At 45.9% G+C, this 18,433-nt stretch carries 15 protein-coding genes and 2 tRNA genes; 11 read left to right on the top strand and 6 right to left on the bottom strand.

What is annotated here, in order from left to right:
* Window positions 1-27: 27 nt before the first annotated feature.
* From KNO73_RS05810 to KNO73_RS05800, 3 genes are all read right to left on the bottom strand, one after another.
* Window positions 28-198 (bottom strand): DUF1427 family protein, encoded by a 171-nt coding sequence (locus KNO73_RS05810; RefSeq protein ID WP_214686970.1) that lies wholly within the window; start codon window positions 196-198, stop codon window positions 28-30.
* A 91-nt stretch (window positions 199-289) separates the two neighbouring features.
* Entirely contained in the window at window positions 290-2,455 is a 2,166-nt protein-coding gene (locus KNO73_RS05805) for an RNA degradosome polyphosphate kinase (RefSeq protein WP_215112206.1), read from the bottom strand.
* 2 nt (window positions 2,456-2,457) lie between these two features.
* Window positions 2,458-3,987 (bottom strand): Ppx/GppA family phosphatase, encoded by a 1,530-nt coding sequence (locus tag KNO73_RS05800; protein WP_215112205.1) that lies wholly within the window; start codon window positions 3,985-3,987, stop codon window positions 2,458-2,460.
* A 185-nt stretch (window positions 3,988-4,172) separates the two neighbouring features.
* Here KNO73_RS05800 and KNO73_RS05795 point away from each other — a divergent pair, with 185 nt between their 5' ends.
* From KNO73_RS05795 to KNO73_RS05780, 4 genes are read left to right on the top strand one after another with little or no spacing between them, the layout of a single operon-like run.
* On the top strand, window positions 4,173-4,934 hold the full coding sequence (locus KNO73_RS05795) for a metal ABC transporter ATP-binding protein (RefSeq protein ID WP_214737028.1): 762 nt from the start codon (window positions 4,173-4,175) through the stop codon (window positions 4,932-4,934).
* On the top strand, window positions 4,931-5,788 hold the full coding sequence (locus tag KNO73_RS05790) for a metal ABC transporter permease (protein WP_078147139.1): 858 nt from the start codon (window positions 4,931-4,933) through the stop codon (window positions 5,786-5,788). Before KNO73_RS05795 ends, KNO73_RS05790 begins: the two co-directional genes overlap by 4 nt.
* The gene (locus tag KNO73_RS05785) at window positions 5,781-6,206 is read left to right on the top strand and encodes a Fur family transcriptional regulator (RefSeq protein ID WP_078147138.1); all 426 of its coding nucleotides are present in this window, start codon (window positions 5,781-5,783) and stop codon (window positions 6,204-6,206) included. The genes KNO73_RS05790 and KNO73_RS05785 overlap by 8 nt, the downstream gene beginning before the upstream one ends.
* Window positions 6,207-6,241: 35 nt before the next feature.
* Window positions 6,242-7,630, top strand: coding sequence for an NAD(P)H-hydrate dehydratase (locus KNO73_RS05780; RefSeq protein ID WP_215112204.1), 1,389 nt, complete (start codon window positions 6,242-6,244; stop codon window positions 7,628-7,630).
* 31 nt (window positions 7,631-7,661) lie between these two features.
* On the opposite strand, the gene KNO73_RS05775 is transcribed toward KNO73_RS05780, so the two are convergent.
* Together KNO73_RS05775 and ispG are read right to left on the bottom strand one after the other, a co-directional pair.
* Window positions 7,662-8,246 (bottom strand): hypothetical protein, encoded by a 585-nt coding sequence (locus tag KNO73_RS05775; RefSeq protein ID WP_078147136.1) that lies wholly within the window; start codon window positions 8,244-8,246, stop codon window positions 7,662-7,664.
* Window positions 8,247-8,321: 75 nt separating this feature from the next.
* A complete protein-coding gene (gene ispG, locus KNO73_RS05770; protein ID WP_012726622.1) occupies window positions 8,322-9,443 on the bottom strand; it encodes a flavodoxin-dependent (E)-4-hydroxy-3-methylbut-2-enyl-diphosphate synthase in 1,122 nt (373 codons plus the stop codon).
* Between the two features lie 212 nt (window positions 9,444-9,655).
* Here ispG and KNO73_RS05765 point away from each other — a divergent pair, with 212 nt between their 5' ends.
* Window positions 9,656-11,356 (top strand): methyl-accepting chemotaxis protein, encoded by a 1,701-nt coding sequence (locus KNO73_RS05765; RefSeq protein ID WP_215112203.1) that lies wholly within the window; start codon window positions 9,656-9,658, stop codon window positions 11,354-11,356.
* A gap of 13 nt (window positions 11,357-11,369) precedes the next feature.
* Here KNO73_RS05765 and KNO73_RS05760 read toward each other — a convergent pair whose 3' ends face one another.
* Window positions 11,370-11,825, bottom strand: a complete 456-nt coding sequence (locus tag KNO73_RS05760; protein WP_078147134.1) for a hypothetical protein — start codon at window positions 11,823-11,825, stop codon at window positions 11,370-11,372.
* A 180-nt stretch (window positions 11,826-12,005) separates the two neighbouring features.
* On the opposite strand from KNO73_RS05760, the gene KNO73_RS05755 reads away from it, so the two are divergent.
* From KNO73_RS05755 to KNO73_RS05730, 6 genes are all read left to right on the top strand, one after another.
* Window positions 12,006-13,649: a Na/Pi cotransporter family protein gene (locus KNO73_RS05755; RefSeq protein WP_078147133.1), complete on the top strand. Its 1,644-nt coding sequence runs from the start codon at window positions 12,006-12,008 to the stop codon at window positions 13,647-13,649.
* A gap of 105 nt (window positions 13,650-13,754) precedes the next feature.
* Window positions 13,755-13,828: transfer RNA gene (locus tag KNO73_RS05750), tRNA-Met, on the top strand.
* A gap of 7 nt (window positions 13,829-13,835) precedes the next feature.
* Window positions 13,836-13,909, top strand: a tRNA-Ile gene (locus tag KNO73_RS05745).
* Window positions 13,910-14,021: 112 nt separating this feature from the next.
* Complete coding sequence (locus KNO73_RS05740; RefSeq protein WP_078147132.1) at window positions 14,022-15,494, top strand: alpha-amylase; 1,473 nt, start codon at window positions 14,022-14,024, stop codon at window positions 15,492-15,494.
* An 84-nt stretch (window positions 15,495-15,578) separates the two neighbouring features.
* The gene (locus KNO73_RS05735) at window positions 15,579-16,187 is read left to right on the top strand and encodes a superoxide dismutase (RefSeq protein ID WP_012726617.1); all 609 of its coding nucleotides are present in this window, start codon (window positions 15,579-15,581) and stop codon (window positions 16,185-16,187) included.
* A gap of 157 nt (window positions 16,188-16,344) precedes the next feature.
* Window positions 16,345-18,408 carry a peptidoglycan D,D-transpeptidase FtsI family protein gene (locus KNO73_RS05730; RefSeq protein ID WP_214735208.1) on the top strand — a complete coding sequence of 688 codons (2,064 nt, stop codon included), beginning with the start codon at window positions 16,345-16,347 and terminating at the stop codon, window positions 18,406-18,408.
* Window positions 18,409-18,433 lie beyond the last annotated feature (25 nt).

The following is an 18,433-nucleotide window of genomic DNA, read 5'->3' as shown; positions in this document are numbered from 1 at the left end:
GATGCCCCTTTTTGAGGGCATCTTTTATTAGAATGGCCAGTTCGATACAGCAAATTGATAAACCTTCATTCCGAGGAACACCCCGAAAATCCCAACAACTCCTGGTAATACCGGTGGGGCAGGGAGTGGCAGTTTGAGTGCAGTGAAGATGGCACCACAAATCAAGCCGGCGAGTAATGATAGTAAAATCTCCTGCATAAATAATTCCTCCATCTCTAAATGAAAGCGCTTCATAATAACTGAATCGAATTTATTATACAACGAGTTTTCTTATTTGAGAAGTCTAACATCAGTCATCCGTCATTTTCTCGTTCTCGGCCCGAAGGCGGAGCACTTCTCGTTCCGCCCAATTTGACGGTTCTCGTTCAAATACGCTAGGTATGTTGTTCCATCGACCACCCGTATATTGATGGATGATAATTTGAGATTGAATCTCTTCCTCGTTGGTCTCACGTTTCACGTATACATAGCGGCCGTCAGAACGTTGTCTTCTTGCTTTCACATTATCGACGAGTTGAAGGGCCATCATATCTTTGATGTATGTTTTATGTGATGCGTTCAAGATAGGGAAGAGTATCTCGATCCGTTTTTTCATATTTCGTGTCATCCAGTCCGCAGAGGAACAGTACAAGTCTTCTTTTCCATTTTGGTAAAAATAAAAGATTCGGGAATGTTCGAGATATCGGTCGATGATCGAGATGACTTTGATGTTTTCAGAGACCCCTTTAATTCCCGGTCGTAAGCAACAAATGCCTCGGACAATCAAATCGATTTTCACTCCCGCGGACGAAGCATCATACAATTTTGTGATGATGGCCCGGTCCGTGATCGAGTTCATCTTAGCGACGATGCGACCGTTGCCGTACTTTTCATGCAGTTTGATCTCATCATCGATTTTATTCAAGAAGAAGTCTTTCATGTCGTCAGGCGACGTCTCGAACTGATGCCAAGATGGTCGTTCCCCATAACCGGATAACCAGTTGAAAAAGTTCGTTGCATCTTCAGCGAGTTCTTCATTTGTGGTGAGGAGCCCAATGTCTGTGTACAGCTTGGCGGTTGAATCGTTATAGTTACCGGTTCCGAGATGAATGAACCGTTGCAACACACCACCTTCTAGAATGCGAACGACGAGGGTGATTTTTGAGTGTGTCTTCAGTTCTTTATAGCCGTAGATGACGTGAGCCCCGGCTTTCTCAAGTTGCTTCGCCCATTGAATGTTTTTTTCTTCATCAAAACGTGCTTTTAGTTCGACGAGGACAGTGACTTGTTTTCCGCTCTCGGCTGCATCAGTCAAAGCTTTGATGATGGGAGAGTCCCCTGAGACGCGATAGAGTGTCTGCTTGATTGCCAAGACGTTCGGGTCTTTGGCGGCTTGAACGATAAAACGGACGATTGGATCGAATGAATGATACGGGTGATGGAGCAGATAATCCTGTTTAGCGATACTTTGGAATAAATCTTTGCCCGATTCAAGACCTTCTGGGATAAATGGGATCAACGTTTCATTGATCATGTCATCATATTCCATCCCGATCTGATTGTAGATCCCAAACAGGAAGGTCAAGTCGATCGGACCGTCGACAATAAAGATATCCCGGTCATGTAAGTCAAGGACGTCTTGTAGCATGAACAACAGTTCTTTTCGTAACGATCGTTGCTGTACCTCGAGTCGGATGGCAACCCCATATCTTCTCTTCTTCAACTCTTTTTCGATTTGTTTCAAGACGTCACGACTGCCCTCTTCGTGAAACGGCATGTCCGCGTTCCGCGTAATTCGGAATGGCATCGTGGACTCGACGACAAATCCTTTGAAGAGTGAGTCGATGTATTGAATGATCAAATCCTCAAGTAAAATCAAATCGGTATGTTCTTCATCATCGGTAGGTAGTTCCAGATACCGCGGAAGAACGGATGGCACTTGAACGAGGGCGAGTCGTTTTTTTCGTTCGCCATTCGAGGCAATCTCGACAGCAATATTCAGTGACTTAGATAAGAGCATTGGGAACGGACGATAGGCGTCGACTGCAATCGGTGTCAGGACAGGGAATACGTGCGTTCGAAAGTACTCTTTCACGAAATCTTGTTGGGTCTTGTTCAAATGTTTCGTCCGTAAGAAGCGGACGTGCTGATTCGATAACTGTTTTGTGATTTTTTTATATGTCGCATATTGCGTCTCGACGAGTTCTTGCGCTCGCACCGAAATGGATTTGATCTGCTGTTTTGGAGTGAGGCCCGTCTTGTCTTCCGGACGGTTGAACCCGGCGAGGACCTCATCTTTCAATCCACCGACTCGTACCATATAAAATTCATCAAGGTTAGAACTAAAAATCGCCAAAAATTTCAATCGTTCCATCAATGGATTTCGTTCATCCATCGCCTCCTCGAGGACACGCTCGTTAAAGTCGAGCCAGCTGAGTTCACGGTTGTTAAAATGTTCATTCGTATATTCGGACATGGTTACTCCTCCTCGCTCAAGACAATCTCAATCGATTGAGCAATTGCGCGTTCTAAATGCTTTTTATGGCGAGTGCTTCGCTGCAACTCAAAACGTGCGGAACCATTCGTATCTAGCGTAAGTGTGAGACCGTCCTTTGTACTAGCAACATGGATGTCCGTCACGATCTGACGCTCCGTCAAGTCGAGGGCATCGACGAGTTTCACAATCGATCCGAGCAACTCCAAACTCTTTAATAACTTTTGATCAAACCATTTCGGGAAAGCCTCGATATGTTGTTCCAGTACTCGTTTTGATTTGAAGGATGTGACTAGGGCAAGGGCGAGTCGATCCTCGTTGTTTAGTCCTTTGAAATCGTTTGTGGTGATCAGATGGAACGTGTGGTCACTCTTATTGTTGTGATCGATATATTCACCGACATAGGCAAGGCGGCAGGCACCTTCAAGAAGACCAGGCTCAAATGGTTTCGGTTTAATCGCTTTCACTTCAATTAATCCGGTATATAACTGTCTAGCCAATCGGATAAGATGTTGATGACGAGTCGGATTCACGTCGTATTGTTTTTCAAAATGACGAAAACTTTCTTCTTTCACATCGGCAAAACGAACTTTATCATGCTCATGTAAATAGTTTTCATAGAAGAGACCTTCACGGAGTCCATTGTTACTCATCGTGAACTCAGGTACTTTCAAATATTTAGCGAGTTCGCCGATTGCTGTCACGGCAGGCGCGATGATGTCGACCCGGTCTTTTGACAGCCCATCCAAACGTCCGAGTTGTTTGCTCGACATTCCGACGAGCTCATCTATGACGTCCTCCAACTGTTCAGCAGAAATCGTATACTGATGGATTCCTTCAAGCGGGAAGTTCGATATGGTCTGTTCGACCCGGACTAAGTTACGAGCCGTCCCACCGACACCGACAAGTGGGACACCATGTGGTTCGAGCCATTCAATTTCTTTGAATGCCTTCTTTAAGTATGTGGTCAACGCTTTCCGCTCGTCTTTCGTCATCATCTCATCTTTCATAAATTCTTTCGTTAACGTCACGGCACCGAACGGAAAACTGTGATAAAAGACGAGCTCTCGGTTCTGAAAGTACGTGACTTCCATTGATCCCCCACCAATATCGACGGAATATCCATCTTCCACATAGGTGGAGTTGACGATGGCCGAATATCCGTAAAAGGCTTCTTCGTAATCGCTCAACAGGCGGATGGTCATCCCTGTAGATTGTTTGACGTTCTGCAAAATCTCATCTGAGTTATTTGCGTTTCGAATGGCTGCCGTCGCTACTGGGAGCACATCGGTAACGTGATGATGGTCGTTCAACTCTTTAAAGTGACGTAACGTATCGATGAGTGAAGCGATTCCTTCTTCAGTCATTTCATTCGCATCACTAATATGGCTGGACAATCGCGCGACTTCTTTCACATTTAACCGTTCGAAGTATTGTCCTTCCTCGTTCACTTCGAAGATGACGTTTCGAATCGAGTTGGATCCGATATCAATAACTGCCAGTTTCTTTTCCATAAAACCATCCCCTTCATAATACTAGTGTAATCGACAAGGTTTTGAACGAACATACGATTTACGTGAATTTTAACATTTGACTAAGTGAAACCGGTCTTGCTTGAAGGTGTGCGTGATATTCTGTATAATACAAACGCCTAGAAAGTAGAAATGATTACGATTTAACATATGAGAGAAGGGATTAGATGACTACATCTGTCGTCAAATTAAACGAGGTGTCTTATTTCTATGATGGGACACCGGCCTTACAAAACGTATCGATTGATATTCGGCAAGGGGACTTTGTCGCAATCGTCGGAGAAAACGGTTCTGGGAAGTCGACTTTGATTCGAACCATTCTTGGATTACTGAACCCACAGCAAGGGTCGGTCGAATTGTTCGGCAAGCCCATTTCGCAGTTTAAAGATAAGTCTCGTATCAGTTACGTTTCCCAAAAAGCGGCTTCCTTTAACTCGGGATTCCCGGTTACCGTCGAAGAAGTAGTCGCGATGGGTAGATATGGACGTCTCGGTTTATTCAAACGTTTGAAGATGGAAGACCAGGCAGCGATTCAAAATGCGTTACAAACAGTCAACATGTGGCAGTATCGTCATCGGAAAATTGGAGATCTATCCGGAGGACAACAACAGCGCGTCTTTATCGCCCGAGCGATGGTCAACCAACCTGATCTATTGATTCTCGATGAGCCGACCGTCGGTGTGGACCAAAAGCACTTACAAGATTTTTATGAAGTCTTGCATATGCTTCGTGAACATACGACTTGTACGTTCGTCCTCGTCACCCACGATTTAAACGTGGTGACCGACCTCGTCACAAAAGTCGTCCATCTCGACCGCGGACGATTGGCATGTAATTGTGGACTGAGAGAATACAGCGAGCTCGGAGAACTCGCATCATCCATCAAACCTTATCCTGTTAAAGTACTTGTTCACGAGGGAACGACATGATCACAGATCTTTGGACATATAGTTTTTTACGTTATGCGTTCATTGCAGCACTTGTGATCGGGTTTACCGCACCGCTCATCGGTTCATTTATCGTGGTGAGACGGATGAGCTTGATTGCCGATGCATTGTCACACATGACGCTTGCCGGAATTTCATTCAGTTTATTTCTCGGACAATATATCGCTCTATTCGCTGATCTCAATCCCCTTTATATGGGAACGCTCATCTCTGTATTGGCGGCGTTAGGGCTCAACTGGCTTCGAGGGAAATATGTGCACTTCCAGGAACTATCCATTCCGATCATGATGTCCGCAGGAATGGGACTCAGTGCCATCTTTATCTCGCTATCGCGAGGATTCTCGGTCGACTTGTCCACACTCTTGTTCGGGTCGATCTCTGCCGTGAGTCAGTCGGACATCACATTGATTGTCAGTGTGGCCGTCTTGACGTTTCTTGTGATCTTTATCTTCTATAAGCAGTTGTTGTTCTTATCGTTTGATGAAGAGCAGGCAAAAGTGTCGGGATTACCGAGTACGATGCTTCATATGTTATTCATGTTCATCGTAGCGCTTGTGATTGCCGTTAGCATGCGAATTGTCGGAACGCTTCTCGTATCTAGCTTGATTACGTTACCCGTCGCAGCGGCGCTACGCTTTACATCGAGCTTCAAACAGACCATTCTCTGGTCCATCATCTTCGGAGAGGTCGCGACAATCGGTGGGCTCGTCCTTGCATATGATCTCGATGTCGCTCCAGGCGGTGTCATCGTATTGATTGCGGTCGGTATTTTAGCAGCCGTCATGGCGCTCGAGAAAGTCATGAGTTTTAAGAAAAAGGAGGTACAACATGAATGAGACTGAACGATTGAATCGTCTGCGTGCATCTTCTTTGAAAGTGACGCCGAAACGTCTTGAAATGTATGCTTATCTCTCTGAAGAAGACCGATATATCAGTGCGAAGGAAGTACTCGAGTACATGCGAGACAAACATCCGACGATGAGTTTTGACACGGTATATCGAAATTTGAAGTCGTTCGCGGAGGAAGGATTACTTGAAGCGACGGAACTCGATGGTGAGAAATCCTTTCGAGTCACCTGTAGTGCAGCGCATCACCATCACCATTTGATTTGTCGGAGCTGTGGAAAGACGAAACTGCTCGATTTATGTCCGATGCGCTTCGTAGAGGCGCTCGACCCTGAATTTGAAGTGGTCGATCATAAATTTGAGATATATGGGTATTGTAAAGAATGTAAGCAAAAGGGATTGATTTGATTCAATCCCTTTTTTGTATCGAAGGGGGAGGTCAGATGATCTATACAGCTGCTGAAATCAAGCGGATTGATCGCACAGCAATCCAAAATGGGATGCCCGAAGAGGTGTTGATGGAGCGAGCGGCCTCGGCGATTGTGCCCCACATTCGAATCGATTCGCAGTCTACCATTTTGGTGATTTGTGGGACGGCCAACAACGGTGGGGACGGTTGGGTCGTTGCTCGAGAGCTTGCTATGAGAGGGCATGAGGTCAGCGTATGGTCACCGTTAGGGAAAAGTAAGTCTGAGGCGGCTGCAATACACGCTTCCTACGCCTCCGCATTTATTCACCTTGTGGAGCGGCCGATTGAAACAGATGTCATCATTGATGCCCTGTTCGGTGTCGGATTGTCCGGTCCCGTGACTGGTCACGCGCGGGAAGTGATTGAATGGGTGAATCATCAATCGACGCCGGTCATCTCGATTGACGTACCGTCAGGCATACCGAGTGATCACACTCGTGACTTTGATGACATGGCGATTCGGGCGACATATACGTATTCGTTACACGGTTTCAAGCGTTCGACATTCTTAAATCGGACGGCTCCGTTCTATGGCAAAGTGGAACGGGTTGATATCGGACTCCCGCATACATCCGATTGGAAGGTGTTGACCGAAACTGATTTCGATCGATCTCTTTTGGGGCGTGATCAATTCAGCCATAAGACGACATATGGACATGGGATGCTCATCGGAGGGAGTCGTCATTTTCTCGGTGCACCATTCTTGGGTGGTCGTGCTGCAACTCGTTCTGGCATTGGCTTATTGCGTCTATCCATTCCACGCGAAGCGAGCCCGCTCATCTCAACATTACCTGAAGCGATGTATCAGCAACACACCGATGTGGTGGAACAATCGTACGATGCACTGGCCATCGGTCCCGGAATGGTCGAAGGGGAGGCCTTGAATCTCATCTGGCAATACGCGAAACAGCAGCCCTGTCCTGTCATTTTGGATGCTGGGGCATTGTCGACGAAACGACTGGAAACTCGGGGGCCGCTCACGCTTACACCGCATCCAGGTGAATTTTCAAGATTGACCGGTAAATCGGTCGAAGAGATTGAGGCAGACCGCTTCTCCATCGCTTGTGAGTTCGCGAAACGACACCGGGTCCATTTGATTTTGAAAGGCACGTATACGCTCATCGTCACACCTGACGGAACAGGTGCCGTCAATACTGTTGAAGCGTCGGCGTTAGCGAAAGGTGGAAGTGGGGACGTGTTGACTGGCATCCTTCTGGCGCTATGGGCTAGAAAAGAAAAACCTTCGTCACCGAACGAGCAAGCGGTGCTATGGCATGCGCTCGCTGCCAAGTCGATTAGCCAGACGATACACCCCGCAAGTGTACTCGCAAGCGATTTAATCGAAGAGCTCGGACGAATGTAAAAGGCAAGCCCGATTGCGTCGGGCTTGCCTTTTAACGTTGCTGTAGAACGATTTGTTTCTCCAATTGCGCGACATGGTAATGCGCCTCACGCCATGTCGAAATGCGAGTTACGCCCTCTGGTAACGTCTTACGATTATAGGGTGCGTCGAATAGGAGTACGGGAATTGACGTTTCTTCATGAATCGAGATGGCATTCTCATACCGGTCTTCCATAAACAGTTCGAGTGACAAGTCTTTGACGACATTGATTTTATCGTGAGAACCGGTCATGACCAACGAATCGAGTGGCAAGCGATGCTGTTTGATCCATTCTTCCGTAACCGGTCGAACTGCCTCACTTCGGGCCGTGACGTAGTGCAGGTGATGCTGCTGCTTTAATTCCCATAACACATCCAACACATCAGAGTGCGGAAGAGAACGACGGTAAATCGCTTCTTCATGCCCCTCTTCAATCATAAACTTCCAAAATTCATGTTGTTCCATCGTCGTATACGTGTGTAACTCGTACTCGGTCGCACGATGATAGTCAATTGAATAGCCGAGTGATTCATTCATATATAGAAAACAACTTTTAGGATCTGTAACGGTTCCATCCAAATCAATGCCGATTCGCATCTCATCACTCCTCCTCACATGCCCTCTATTCTATCAAAAACCCGTACGGTTGCAACCGTACGGGCATGAGATTCATTAATTTGATTGGTTTGCGAGCTCTTGTTCTTCGCGCTCACGTTCCGCCATTTTTTCAGCGGCAATCGCATCGATTTCTTTTTTCAATTCTTCGACCATCGTCGCCTCAGGCACTTTGCGGATAATCTTTCCGTGACGGAAGAGAAGTCCTTCGTTACGTGCGCCTGCGATTCCGATGTCTGCTTCACGAGCCTCACCTGGTCCGTTTACCGCACATCCGAGAACAGCGACTTTAATGTTGACGTTGATGTTTTGGATGTATTCTTCTACCTCTTTTGCAATCGAAATCAAATCAATTTCAATTCGTCCACATGTCGGACAAGAGATCAAAGTCGCGGCATTTGCCGCAAGTCCGAATGACTTGAGCACTTCTTTCGCAACTTTTACTTCTTCCACCGGGTCATCTGAAAGTGAAACTCGAACCGTTGAACCGATTCCAAGAGACAGAATCGCACCGAGTCCAGCAGCCGATTTGAGTGAACCGGAGAAGAGTGGACCTGACTCTGTGATTCCGACGTGAAGTGGGTAATCGAACGTCTTCGCAGCGAGTGTGTATGCTTCAAGAGCAAGGTTTACGTCTGAAGCTTTGAGCGAGATGATCGTGTTGTAGAAGCCGAGGTCCTCGAGAATCTTCACGTGGTGCATCGCGCTCTCGACCATACCTTGCGCGGTCGGATATCCATACTTTTCAAGGAATTGTTTTTCTAATGAACCGGCATTGACCCCGATTCGAATTGGAATCCCTTTTGCTTTCGCCGCGTTGACGACGGCCTCTACTTTCTCACGGCGGCCGATGTTACCCGGGTTGATCCGGATTTTATCGACGCCACTTTCGATGGCTTTTAAAGCAAGCTTGTAGTCGAAATGAATGTCGACGACGAGCGGGATGTTGATGCGGCTCTTAATTTCTGCAAGTGCGTCAGCTGCACGTTCGTCTGGACAAGCCACGCGAACGACTTGGCAACCAGCTTCCTCAAGACGTTTGATCTCGGCGACTGTCGCCTCGACGTCATGCGTTTTCGTAGTGGTCATAGATTGAATAATGACTTCGTTCGATCCTCCGATAATCAAGTTACCGACGCGGACCGGACGTGTTAATGAACGATGCAAAATTTCTGACATATACGTAATCTCCTTCTTTTGGAAAGAATCCAATCGATTTAAGATGATAGGGTTTCTTCATTATCATAACGAAAAGAATGTGAAAAAGCATCTAGGATGCGTGACGGATGTGTGCTCTTTACAAACTCTAACGCTATCTTAACATCTACTTCATAATTTTCCACCGTCTCAAGACCGATATATAGGCGAGATTAGAAAAAGAGGTGGCATCTGTGAAGTGGAACTTTAAACAAAATCCAGTCAAGTGGAAGAGACCGTTGCACGAGGCACGTCAGTATCCTAAATTGGCCAACCGACTCCAGTGGACGCTCATGCCAATTGTCTTACTCGTCTTCGTGCTCACATTCGGGTGGTTCGCAATCAAATCTGAGCAACTCTTGGCATCAGAAATCGAGCAACGGCTCATGCGAGAAGTCACTGTCATGCGAGAATCGATTAAAACGTCATATAGTGCCTACGTTGCGAATGAGAAACAGTTGGCACGCTCGCTGAAGTCAGCCTATATGCAACAGGCTTCAATCTTATCGGGGGATGAGTTTGATGCGGCACAATTTTTAGTGCGTGATCAAGCAATTGAACAGCTGACTGGGAAGGAAAGCATAGCGACAGAGAAATTGATCGGCAAGTTGTCGAACAGTTCTGAAGCGGAAGTGAAAGAAACTGAAACGTTATTAGTGGCTTCTGTCCCGATACCTGAACTAAAAGCGGATTACGTCCTTGTCGTTACGAAAGAATCAGTTTTGGGTCCGATGAGTTCGCTACGCCAACATATCGCCTTCATCGTATTGATTGCGATGGTTGGCGTGATGGTCCTCTTCACACGGTTGATTCACCGTGAAGTGAAACCACTCAGTGTGTTGGCTGATTCGTTACGAAGTGCCGTGGCATCACGCCGATTCGATGATGTCACACTTGGATCGAAGTCAAAAGAGATTCATATGTTAGAAACAGAGTTCAACGCGTTCATCACGCTTTGGAATCAATCGATGTCCATGATGGGAAAAACGGCAACGGCGTTCAATCAAAGCTTACCTGTCTTTAAACAAGAATTACGTAACAGTCACGAACAGGTGGAGCAGTTTCGGGAAGTGGCGGCTACGGTTGAATCGACGAGCTATTCATATCAATCGGTGACAAACGGCTCTACATCTAAAATGAAAGATGTGACGCGACAAATCGAAGCGCTTGAACAGCAAATCACGAGTGTGGACGAGCGAGGGAATCAATTGAAGTCTATTTTACATGAAGAACTTGAGACGTTCTCTTCTGTAAGAGACGTGAGTGATTACGTCGAGAAACAAGTGGAGTCGATTCAAAGACGACTTCTTGAGAGTGAGACGAATTCTTCGAAGGCAGATGTTGCGCTGAAAAGTATCTTATCCGTATCGGCGGCAACAAAGATGTTATCGTTAAACGCATCGATTGAAGCGGCACGAGCAGGAGAGCACGGCAAAGGATTTGCTGTCGTTGCCAGTGAAGTTGGGAATTTGGCGAAGATGACAAACGAATCGACGCTTTTAGCGGTCAGTGCCATCGAAGCATTAAACACAGAACGAACGGACCTGCTATCTGAAGTTAATGACTTCATTAAAGAAGTTCACCATTTAAAAGATGCCGTTAGTCGTGTCGAGTCAGGAATTGAAACCATCGATCGTGAGATAAAAGTACAGCTTGACGAATTTCAAGCGATTACGGTCCATACATCGAGTACGGGCCAGCAGCTGGTTCATTTAATGGAATCGAATGAACAATTGCGCGAAATCAGTTCATTGCTTGAACGAAAATTGATTGAATTGAATACAGGTGTCGATCGCTGGTCAGATGTTCAGCTTGCCCTTCAAGACGCGGGAACGAATCTTGGAGACCAAAGTGAAGCATTGAATCAGACGCTAAAGGAACTGTCACCAACATAAAATAACGTCGGGCTCAAGAGGCCCGACGTTGTTTTGGTTGTGGTACTTTTGTTAGCGGAAAACTGATATAGCCGAGACCGATTATAAAGCCGAGGGTCAGGAAATCGGGATTCAAATGATAGAAGATGACCAATAACAAGGTTGGGATGAGTGTCATCGCCACAGCATATGGCCAGGCTTGACGATAAGCCCATTTGTTCTTTGAATAGATTTTCGTAAACAGTTGGACATACAATGCCATGAGTGCAACCCAAATCAAATAGAAGAAGAAGATGGCGAAGCCGTGCAAGAATAGCCACATCGGGATGAAAAAGTCAGGACGAATCACGAAAAAGTCTAGTATGGTAATGACGAGAGTTAAGATGAATGTGGCGCCCATGTAGGCATGGAGCGGAGCTAGACGAAGTCGAAGTGCGCGTTTCGATGGGACTAGGCTCGTTTGAAGAAAAGTCAAAATGGTAGAGAGCATACTAAAAACTCCAATCTGTTATATTACAGTAAGCCGATAATCTAAAATAATGGTACAGTGTTTTAATAAAACTTTTACATTAAACGTGTTTACATGATACTGCCGATGAAGGCATAATGAGTAGGGCATTAAAAACCAAGCAAATCCAACCAATTCTTAATTAAAAGGAGTACAAAAATCGTGGAATACAATTTGCAAGAAATGTTATTCATGTTTTTTGGAGGTCTAGGGATCTTCCTCTTCGGGATCAAATCGATGGGAGACGGACTCCAAAAGTCTGCAGGGAATCGCCTGCGCGACATCCTTGATAAGTATACAACGAATCCATTCCTCGGTGTACTCGCCGGGATTATTGTGACAGTATTGATTCAATCATCTTCAGGTACAACCGTCATTACGGTCGGACTTGTTAGCGCCGGGTTCATGACACTCCGTCAAGCAATCGGGGTCATCATGGGGGCGAACATCGGTACGACGGTGACGGCGTTCATCATCGGATTCGATGTTGGTGCATATGCGCTTCCAATCATTGCAATCGGTGCAGTATTGTTGTTCTTCTTTAAAAAAGAAAAATTACAACACCTCGGTCAAATCTTCTTTGGCTTCGGGATGTTGTTCTATGGACTTGAATTGATGGGAAGTGGGATGAAACCACTTCGTTCAAGCGAATATTTCATCGACTTGACGCAATCAATGAGTGACAATCCGTTCCTCGGTGTCATCGTTGGTACAGTATTTACCGTGATTGTTCAATCATCGTCTGCGACGATCGGAATCTTGCAAGAACTATATGCTGGTGGTTCCATCGATTTAGGTGCTGCTTTACCGGTATTGTTCGGTGATAACATCGGAACAACGATCACGGCGATTTTGGCATCGATTGGTGCATCAGTTGCCGCACGTCGTGCAGCAGCGGCACACGTCATCTTTAACTTGATTGGTACGACAATCTTTATGATCTTGTTAGTTCCGTTCACAAACTATATCTATTGGATCACAGATCTCTTAGCAATCGAAGATAAGATGCAAATTGCATTCGCACACGGTACGTTTAACGTCGTCAACACATTGATCCAGTTCTGGTTCATCGGAACGATTGCTTGGATTGTGACGAAATTGGTCCCAGGTGAAGACTCAATCGTTGATACGAAAGCACAACATTTAGATCCGATCTTCATTCAACAGTCGCCTTCGATTGCAGTCGAGCAAGCGAAATATGAAGTCATCCGTATGGGAGATTTCGCAAAACTTGGTCTTGATGAAGCACGCAACTATTTGACGACTGGCGACAAGAAGCACGCTGAAAAGTCGGCACATATCGAAGAGGCATTGAACTCGTTGAATGCGAAGATTACAGATTACCTCGTGAAGTTGGCTGCCGTTGATTTGACGGAACAAGAGTCACAGGAGCACAAAACGCTCATGCATGCCATCAACGATATCGAGCGAATCGGTGATCACGTTGAGAACATCATTGAGTTGATTGATTATAAGACAGCTACGAAAGTGACACTTTCGGCAGATGCACAAAAAGAATTGACTGAAATGTACGACCTCACACGTGCAACGTTAGAGAAATCTCTTCAGACGTTGGCGAGCGGCGACATGGTTGAAGCACGTAAAGTCATTGAAATGGAAGCGAAACTCGACATGCTCGAGCGTCAATTCCGTAAGAACCACGTCGTTCGTTTGAACACAGGTGCTTGTGATGGGCAAGCAGGTATGTTCTTTGTTGATATGCTCTCGAACTTGGAGCGAATCGGTGACCATGCCATGAACATCACGGAAATCACACTCGAAGATGCAAACGAAGTAACCGTATAAATCAGGAGCACTCCAAATGAAATTTGGGGTGCTTTTCTTATTTGGCAAGGAATACTCCTTGACACTCTAGGACATATTCAGTATATTATTACTGTATAACAACATGGCGGTGTAGCTCAGCTGGCTAGAGCGTACGGTTCATACCCGTGAGGTCGTGGGTTCGACTCCCTCCGCCGCTATTTATAAGGACCCTTAGCTCAGCTGGTTAGAGCAGACGGCTCATAACCGTCCGGTCGTAGGTTCAAGTCCTACAGGGTCCATTCGTAAGCGACGTCACATTGTGAACGTCGCTTTTTGTTTTCAATTTAAAATTGCTGGGTAAATACTCGTTAGCATTTTGTTTTTTGAAAAATATGAAATGAGGCGGACAAAATGGAACGAAACCACACCATGATGCAATTTTTTGAATGGCATGTCGAGGCAGATCAAAAGCATTGGAAGCGACTAAAAGAGAGAGCAGCCGACTTAAATAAAGCAGGAATCACTGCGCTATGGCTACCACCTGTCACAAAAGGGCAAAGTGATCAAGATACCGGTTATGGAATCTATGACTTATATGATTTGGGCGAGTTCGATCAAAAAGGGTCCATTGCCACAAAATATGGAACGAAAAAAGAACTACTTGAAGCAACGACCTATTGTCAACAAGAACTTGGGATGCAGATTTATATGGATGTCGTCATGAATCATAAAGCCGGGGCGGATGCGACCGAGAAGTTTGAAGTGTTAGAAGTCGATCCCGACGACCGTACGAAAGTCCTCTCGGATGAAGCGTTTGAAATCGAAGGGTGGACAAAATTTGATTATGAAGCTCGTGATGGGAAATATTCTTCATTTAAATGGGACTTCACACATTTTAACGGAACGGATTATGATGCGGCGACTGATCGTTCCGGTATTTTCTTTATCGTTGGAGAAAACAAAAGATGGAACGATAACGTCGATGATGAATTCGGTGTCTATGACTATTTAATGTTTGCGAACATCGACTACCACCATCCCGATGTGCGCGAAGAAGTGTTGAATTGGGGGAAATGGTTCATCGAAGAGACGAAATGTGATGGATTCCGTCTTGACGCCATTAAACACATCAACTATGACTTTGTAAAAGAGTTCAGTCAGACGATGCGGGAAGAGAAAGGTGACCAATTCTATTTTGTCGGCGAGTTTTGGAAATCTGACCTTGATGCCTGTCGTGAATTTCTCGATAACATCGATTACCATGTCGATTTATTCGATGTCCCACTCCATTACAAATTACATCAAGCCTCAGAGGAAGGGGCCGCGTTTGACATGCGAACCATTTTTGATGATACGCTCGTTCAGTCACACCCGCTTCATTCCGTGACGTTCGTAGATAATCACGATTCACAACCCGAGGAGGCGCTTGAGTCATGGGTGAAAGATTGGTTCAAGCAAATCGCCTATGGTCTTGTCTTACTTCGTAAAGATGGTTATCCATGTGTCTTCTATGGCGATTACTACGGTATAGACGGTCCTCACCCGACTGATGGGATGAAGCTCGCCATTGATACGCTTCTGTATGCACGCCGAGAGAAAGCGTACGGGGAGCAGGATGATTACTTTGATGATGCAAACGTCATCGGGTGGGTACGAAAAGGTGTGGAGGAAATCGAACGTTCCGGATGTGCCGTCCTCATTTCAACTTCTGATGAATCTCAAAAGAGAATGTTTGTCGGGGAAGAACGTGCCGGTGAAACATGGGTCGATTTAACGAATACATTGAATGATCGAATTGAGATTGATGAAGAAGGATTTGGGGTATTTAAAGTGTCGGCGGGGTCGATTTCAGTTTGGGCATTGCCAGAAGAAGATGTTGAATAAAGCATTACAATTGAGTCGACCGTCACATATCTGTTACATTTAAGACGAACGTTGTTCAAAACACTTTTAAGGGGGATTTTAGTAATGGCTAAATTTGAATTACCACAACTTGATTACGCATATGATGCACTCGAACCACACATTGATGCACGCACGATGGAAATCCACCACACGAAACACCACAACACTTACGTCACGAACGTAAACAATGCACTCGAAGGAAAAGATGTGGAGTACTCTTCACTCGAAGACTTGCTTCAAAAAATCGATTCGCTTCCTGCTGACATTCAAACAGCTGTCCGCAACAACGGTGGCGGTCATTGGAACCACTCGTTCTTCTGGAAGCTCTTGAAGAAAAATGAGAACGGTACTCCGTCTGGCGACCTCGCTGCTGCAATCGATGAGTCGTTCGGTAGCTTCGATGGGTTTAAAGACGAATTCACGAAAGCTGCAACAACTCGCTTCGGTTCAGGCTGGGCTTGGCTCGTTGTGAAAAATGGTAAACTCGAAGTCACGTCTACTCCAAACCAAGACTCACCAATCATGGAAGGTGTTACACCGATCCTCGGTCTTGATGTGTGGGAGCATGCTTACTACTTGAACTACCAAAACCGTCGTCCTGACTATATCAACGCATTCTTCCATGTCATCGATTGGGATTATGTGGCGACATTGTACGCTGACGCAAAATAAGTTTGTCTTACCCGAGGTTCTGATATGAATCTCGGGTTTTTTTATGGTTTTCATTAATTTGTAAACAAATTATGATATAGTGAAAATCGGACAAAACGACAGGGATTCCTGTCCTCTATAATATAGAAGGAAATGAACGTGGAGGGAGTAAACGGACTTGGCAAAAAATCGGGTAAAAGTGCCGAAAAAACGGCGAAACCACTTACCGTTACGCTTAAATTTACTATTTTTCATCGTCTTCATTCTATTTGCGACCCTCATTTTTCGATTGGGTGTCGTACAAATCGTGAATGGGGAACGGATTGCTCGGGAAGTACAGAAAACGGAGTCGAGTAAAATCAAATATGAAGTGCCGCGAGGTAAAATCTACGACCGGAACGGTCAAGTGCTGGCGGATACGATTTCAAACTACTCGGTCATGTATCGCCGCTCTCAAGTGACAAAGACGGATGAACGTTTAGACGTCGCGAAAAAATTGGCGGAAATCGTCGACATTCCGAAACAAGACCGTAAAATGACGGAGCGAGACCGAAAGGATTATTGGATTGCAACGAATCCGGAATTGGCGCAAGAACGGACTCAAGCGTTATTGGAAGAATTATCGGAAGAGGAGCGAGCCGCATTGTCTAACCAAGACGTGGACCGGCTTTTACTTGATTCAATCACCGAAGAAGAGATCACGTTTGATGATGCGACAGAAGAAATCATCGCCATTAAACACAATATGGAGAGTGGCTATGCACTCGACCCACAGGTCATCAAAATCGGTGCAAGCCCGAAAGAGATGGCGGTCATCGAAGAGAACTTAGAGCAGTTGCCTGGAGTGAGTGTCGAACCTTACTATCAACGGGATTATCCTTATGATGAGACGTTCAAGAGTTTCCTAGGAAGTTATCGTCAAATTCCGGCGGAACAACGTGCATCTTATCAGGCGAAGGGTTACGGGTTGAACGACCGGGTTGGTACCTCCTACTTGGAACAACAGTATGAAAACGTCCTTCGGGGAACGCCGGCCTATGATGTGTTCACCACGTACAAAGGGGAACCGGTCGGTGAACCGACACGAGTGAGTGGGAATCCAGGGAAAGATATCGTCTTATCGACCGACATCGAGTTCCAAAAAGAAGTCGATGAAATCTTGAAAAAGGCGATTCGCGCAGGACGCTCTGGAAGTCCTCATTTCGACCGAGCGTTTGCGGTCGTCATGAATCCGCAAACGGGTGAATTGCTCGCCTTATCTGGACAAGAACTCGATTTGGAAACGAACGAATTCAAAGATGTGTCGACCGGTACGGTGCTTCGTGCCAGCCAAATCGGATCAACCATCAAAGGGGCGACGGTCGCCTATGGATTCGAAGAAGGCGTCGTGAAACCGGGAGAGTATATTTATGATGCTCCGATTCGGATTGGTTCGTCAGTGAAAGCTTCCTACCGGAATATGGGGAGCATCAACGACTTAGATGCACTCGCGATGTCATCGAATATCTATATGTTCCAAATTGCTTTGCGTCTGGCTGATTATTACTCGACAGGTCAAATTGTCGGGGAAAATGTCACGCAGGCGTTTGAAACGATGGAACACTACTATAAACAATTCGGTCTCGGAATCGAGACAGGAATTGACTTGCCGTTCGAGTCGACCGGATTCCGGAGTATCCCGGACCGTGTCACACTTCTGATGGATATGTCGATTGGACAGTATATTTCTTATACTCCGATTCAATTGGCGCAATATACGTCAGCATTGGCGAACGGTGGCTATCGTGTACAACCACACTTGCTGAAAGAAATCATTGAGCCGGGTTCGCTTGATGAGAACAACAAGCAAGTCGTGAGCACGTTCCAACCGAATGCGTTGAATAAAGTCGATATCCAGGATGAATACATCCAACGGGTCCGTGAAGGATATCGTCAAGGGGTTGAATCTTCTTCCGGTTCGTCTCGCATTCTACAGGAAACCGGTATGACGGCTGCAGGTAAAACCGGAACTGCTCAAGCGATTGCAGAAGGCCCAGACGGTCAGGCGAAACGAAATGCGAACGGAGAACCGATTAAGACATTGAACTCAAACCATGTCGGTTGGGCACCGTTCGATGATCCGGAAATCGCTTGGGCGATCATCATGCCTGGACTTGAGGCGGAAGGAATCAATACGCGTGTCGCGCACGATATCATGAAAGCTTACTTTAATCTAGAAGATGTCAATGCAATGCTTCAGTAAAAGAAGTCACTTCGGTGACTTCTTT

It is taken from the genome of Exiguobacterium sp. s83, assembly GCF_018617095.1.
Taxonomy (GTDB): Bacteria; Bacillota; Bacilli; order Exiguobacteriales; family Exiguobacteriaceae; genus Exiguobacterium; species Exiguobacterium profundum.
Note: the sequence above shows the minus strand (reverse complement) of the source record. Positions and strands in the feature narration are given on the sequence as shown.

Excerpts from the sequence above, each read along its gene's own strand:
- KNO73_RS05740 (WP_078147132.1), top strand. The coding sequence starts at position 14,022 with ATGGAACGAAACCACACCATGATGCAATTTTTTGAATGGCATGTCGAG.
- ispG (WP_012726622.1), bottom strand. The coding sequence starts at position 9,443 with ATGTCAGAAATTTTGCATCGTTCATTAACACGTCCGGTCCGCGTCGGT.
- KNO73_RS05810 (WP_214686970.1), bottom strand. The coding sequence starts at position 198 with ATGCAGGAGATTTTACTATCATTACTCGCCGGCTTGATTTGTGGTGCC.
- KNO73_RS05760 (WP_078147134.1), bottom strand. The coding sequence starts at position 11,825 with ATGCTCTCTACCATTTTGACTTTTCTTCAAACGAGCCTAGTCCCATCG.
- KNO73_RS05775 (WP_078147136.1), bottom strand. The coding sequence starts at position 8,246 with ATGCGAATCGGCATTGATTTGGATGGAACCGTTACAGATCCTAAAAGT.
- KNO73_RS05800 (WP_215112205.1), bottom strand. The coding sequence starts at position 3,987 with ATGGAAAAGAAACTGGCAGTTATTGATATCGGATCCAACTCGATTCGA.
- KNO73_RS05780 (WP_215112204.1), top strand. The coding sequence starts at position 6,242 with ATGATCTATACAGCTGCTGAAATCAAGCGGATTGATCGCACAGCAATC.
- KNO73_RS05790 (WP_078147139.1), top strand. The coding sequence starts at position 4,931 with ATGATCACAGATCTTTGGACATATAGTTTTTTACGTTATGCGTTCATT.
- KNO73_RS05735 (WP_012726617.1), top strand. The coding sequence starts at position 15,579 with ATGGCTAAATTTGAATTACCACAACTTGATTACGCATATGATGCACTC.
- KNO73_RS05795 (WP_214737028.1), top strand. The coding sequence starts at position 4,173 with ATGACTACATCTGTCGTCAAATTAAACGAGGTGTCTTATTTCTATGAT.
- KNO73_RS05785 (WP_078147138.1), top strand. The coding sequence starts at position 5,781 with ATGAATGAGACTGAACGATTGAATCGTCTGCGTGCATCTTCTTTGAAA.
- KNO73_RS05805 (WP_215112206.1), bottom strand. The coding sequence starts at position 2,455 with ATGTCCGAATATACGAATGAACATTTTAACAACCGTGAACTCAGCTGG.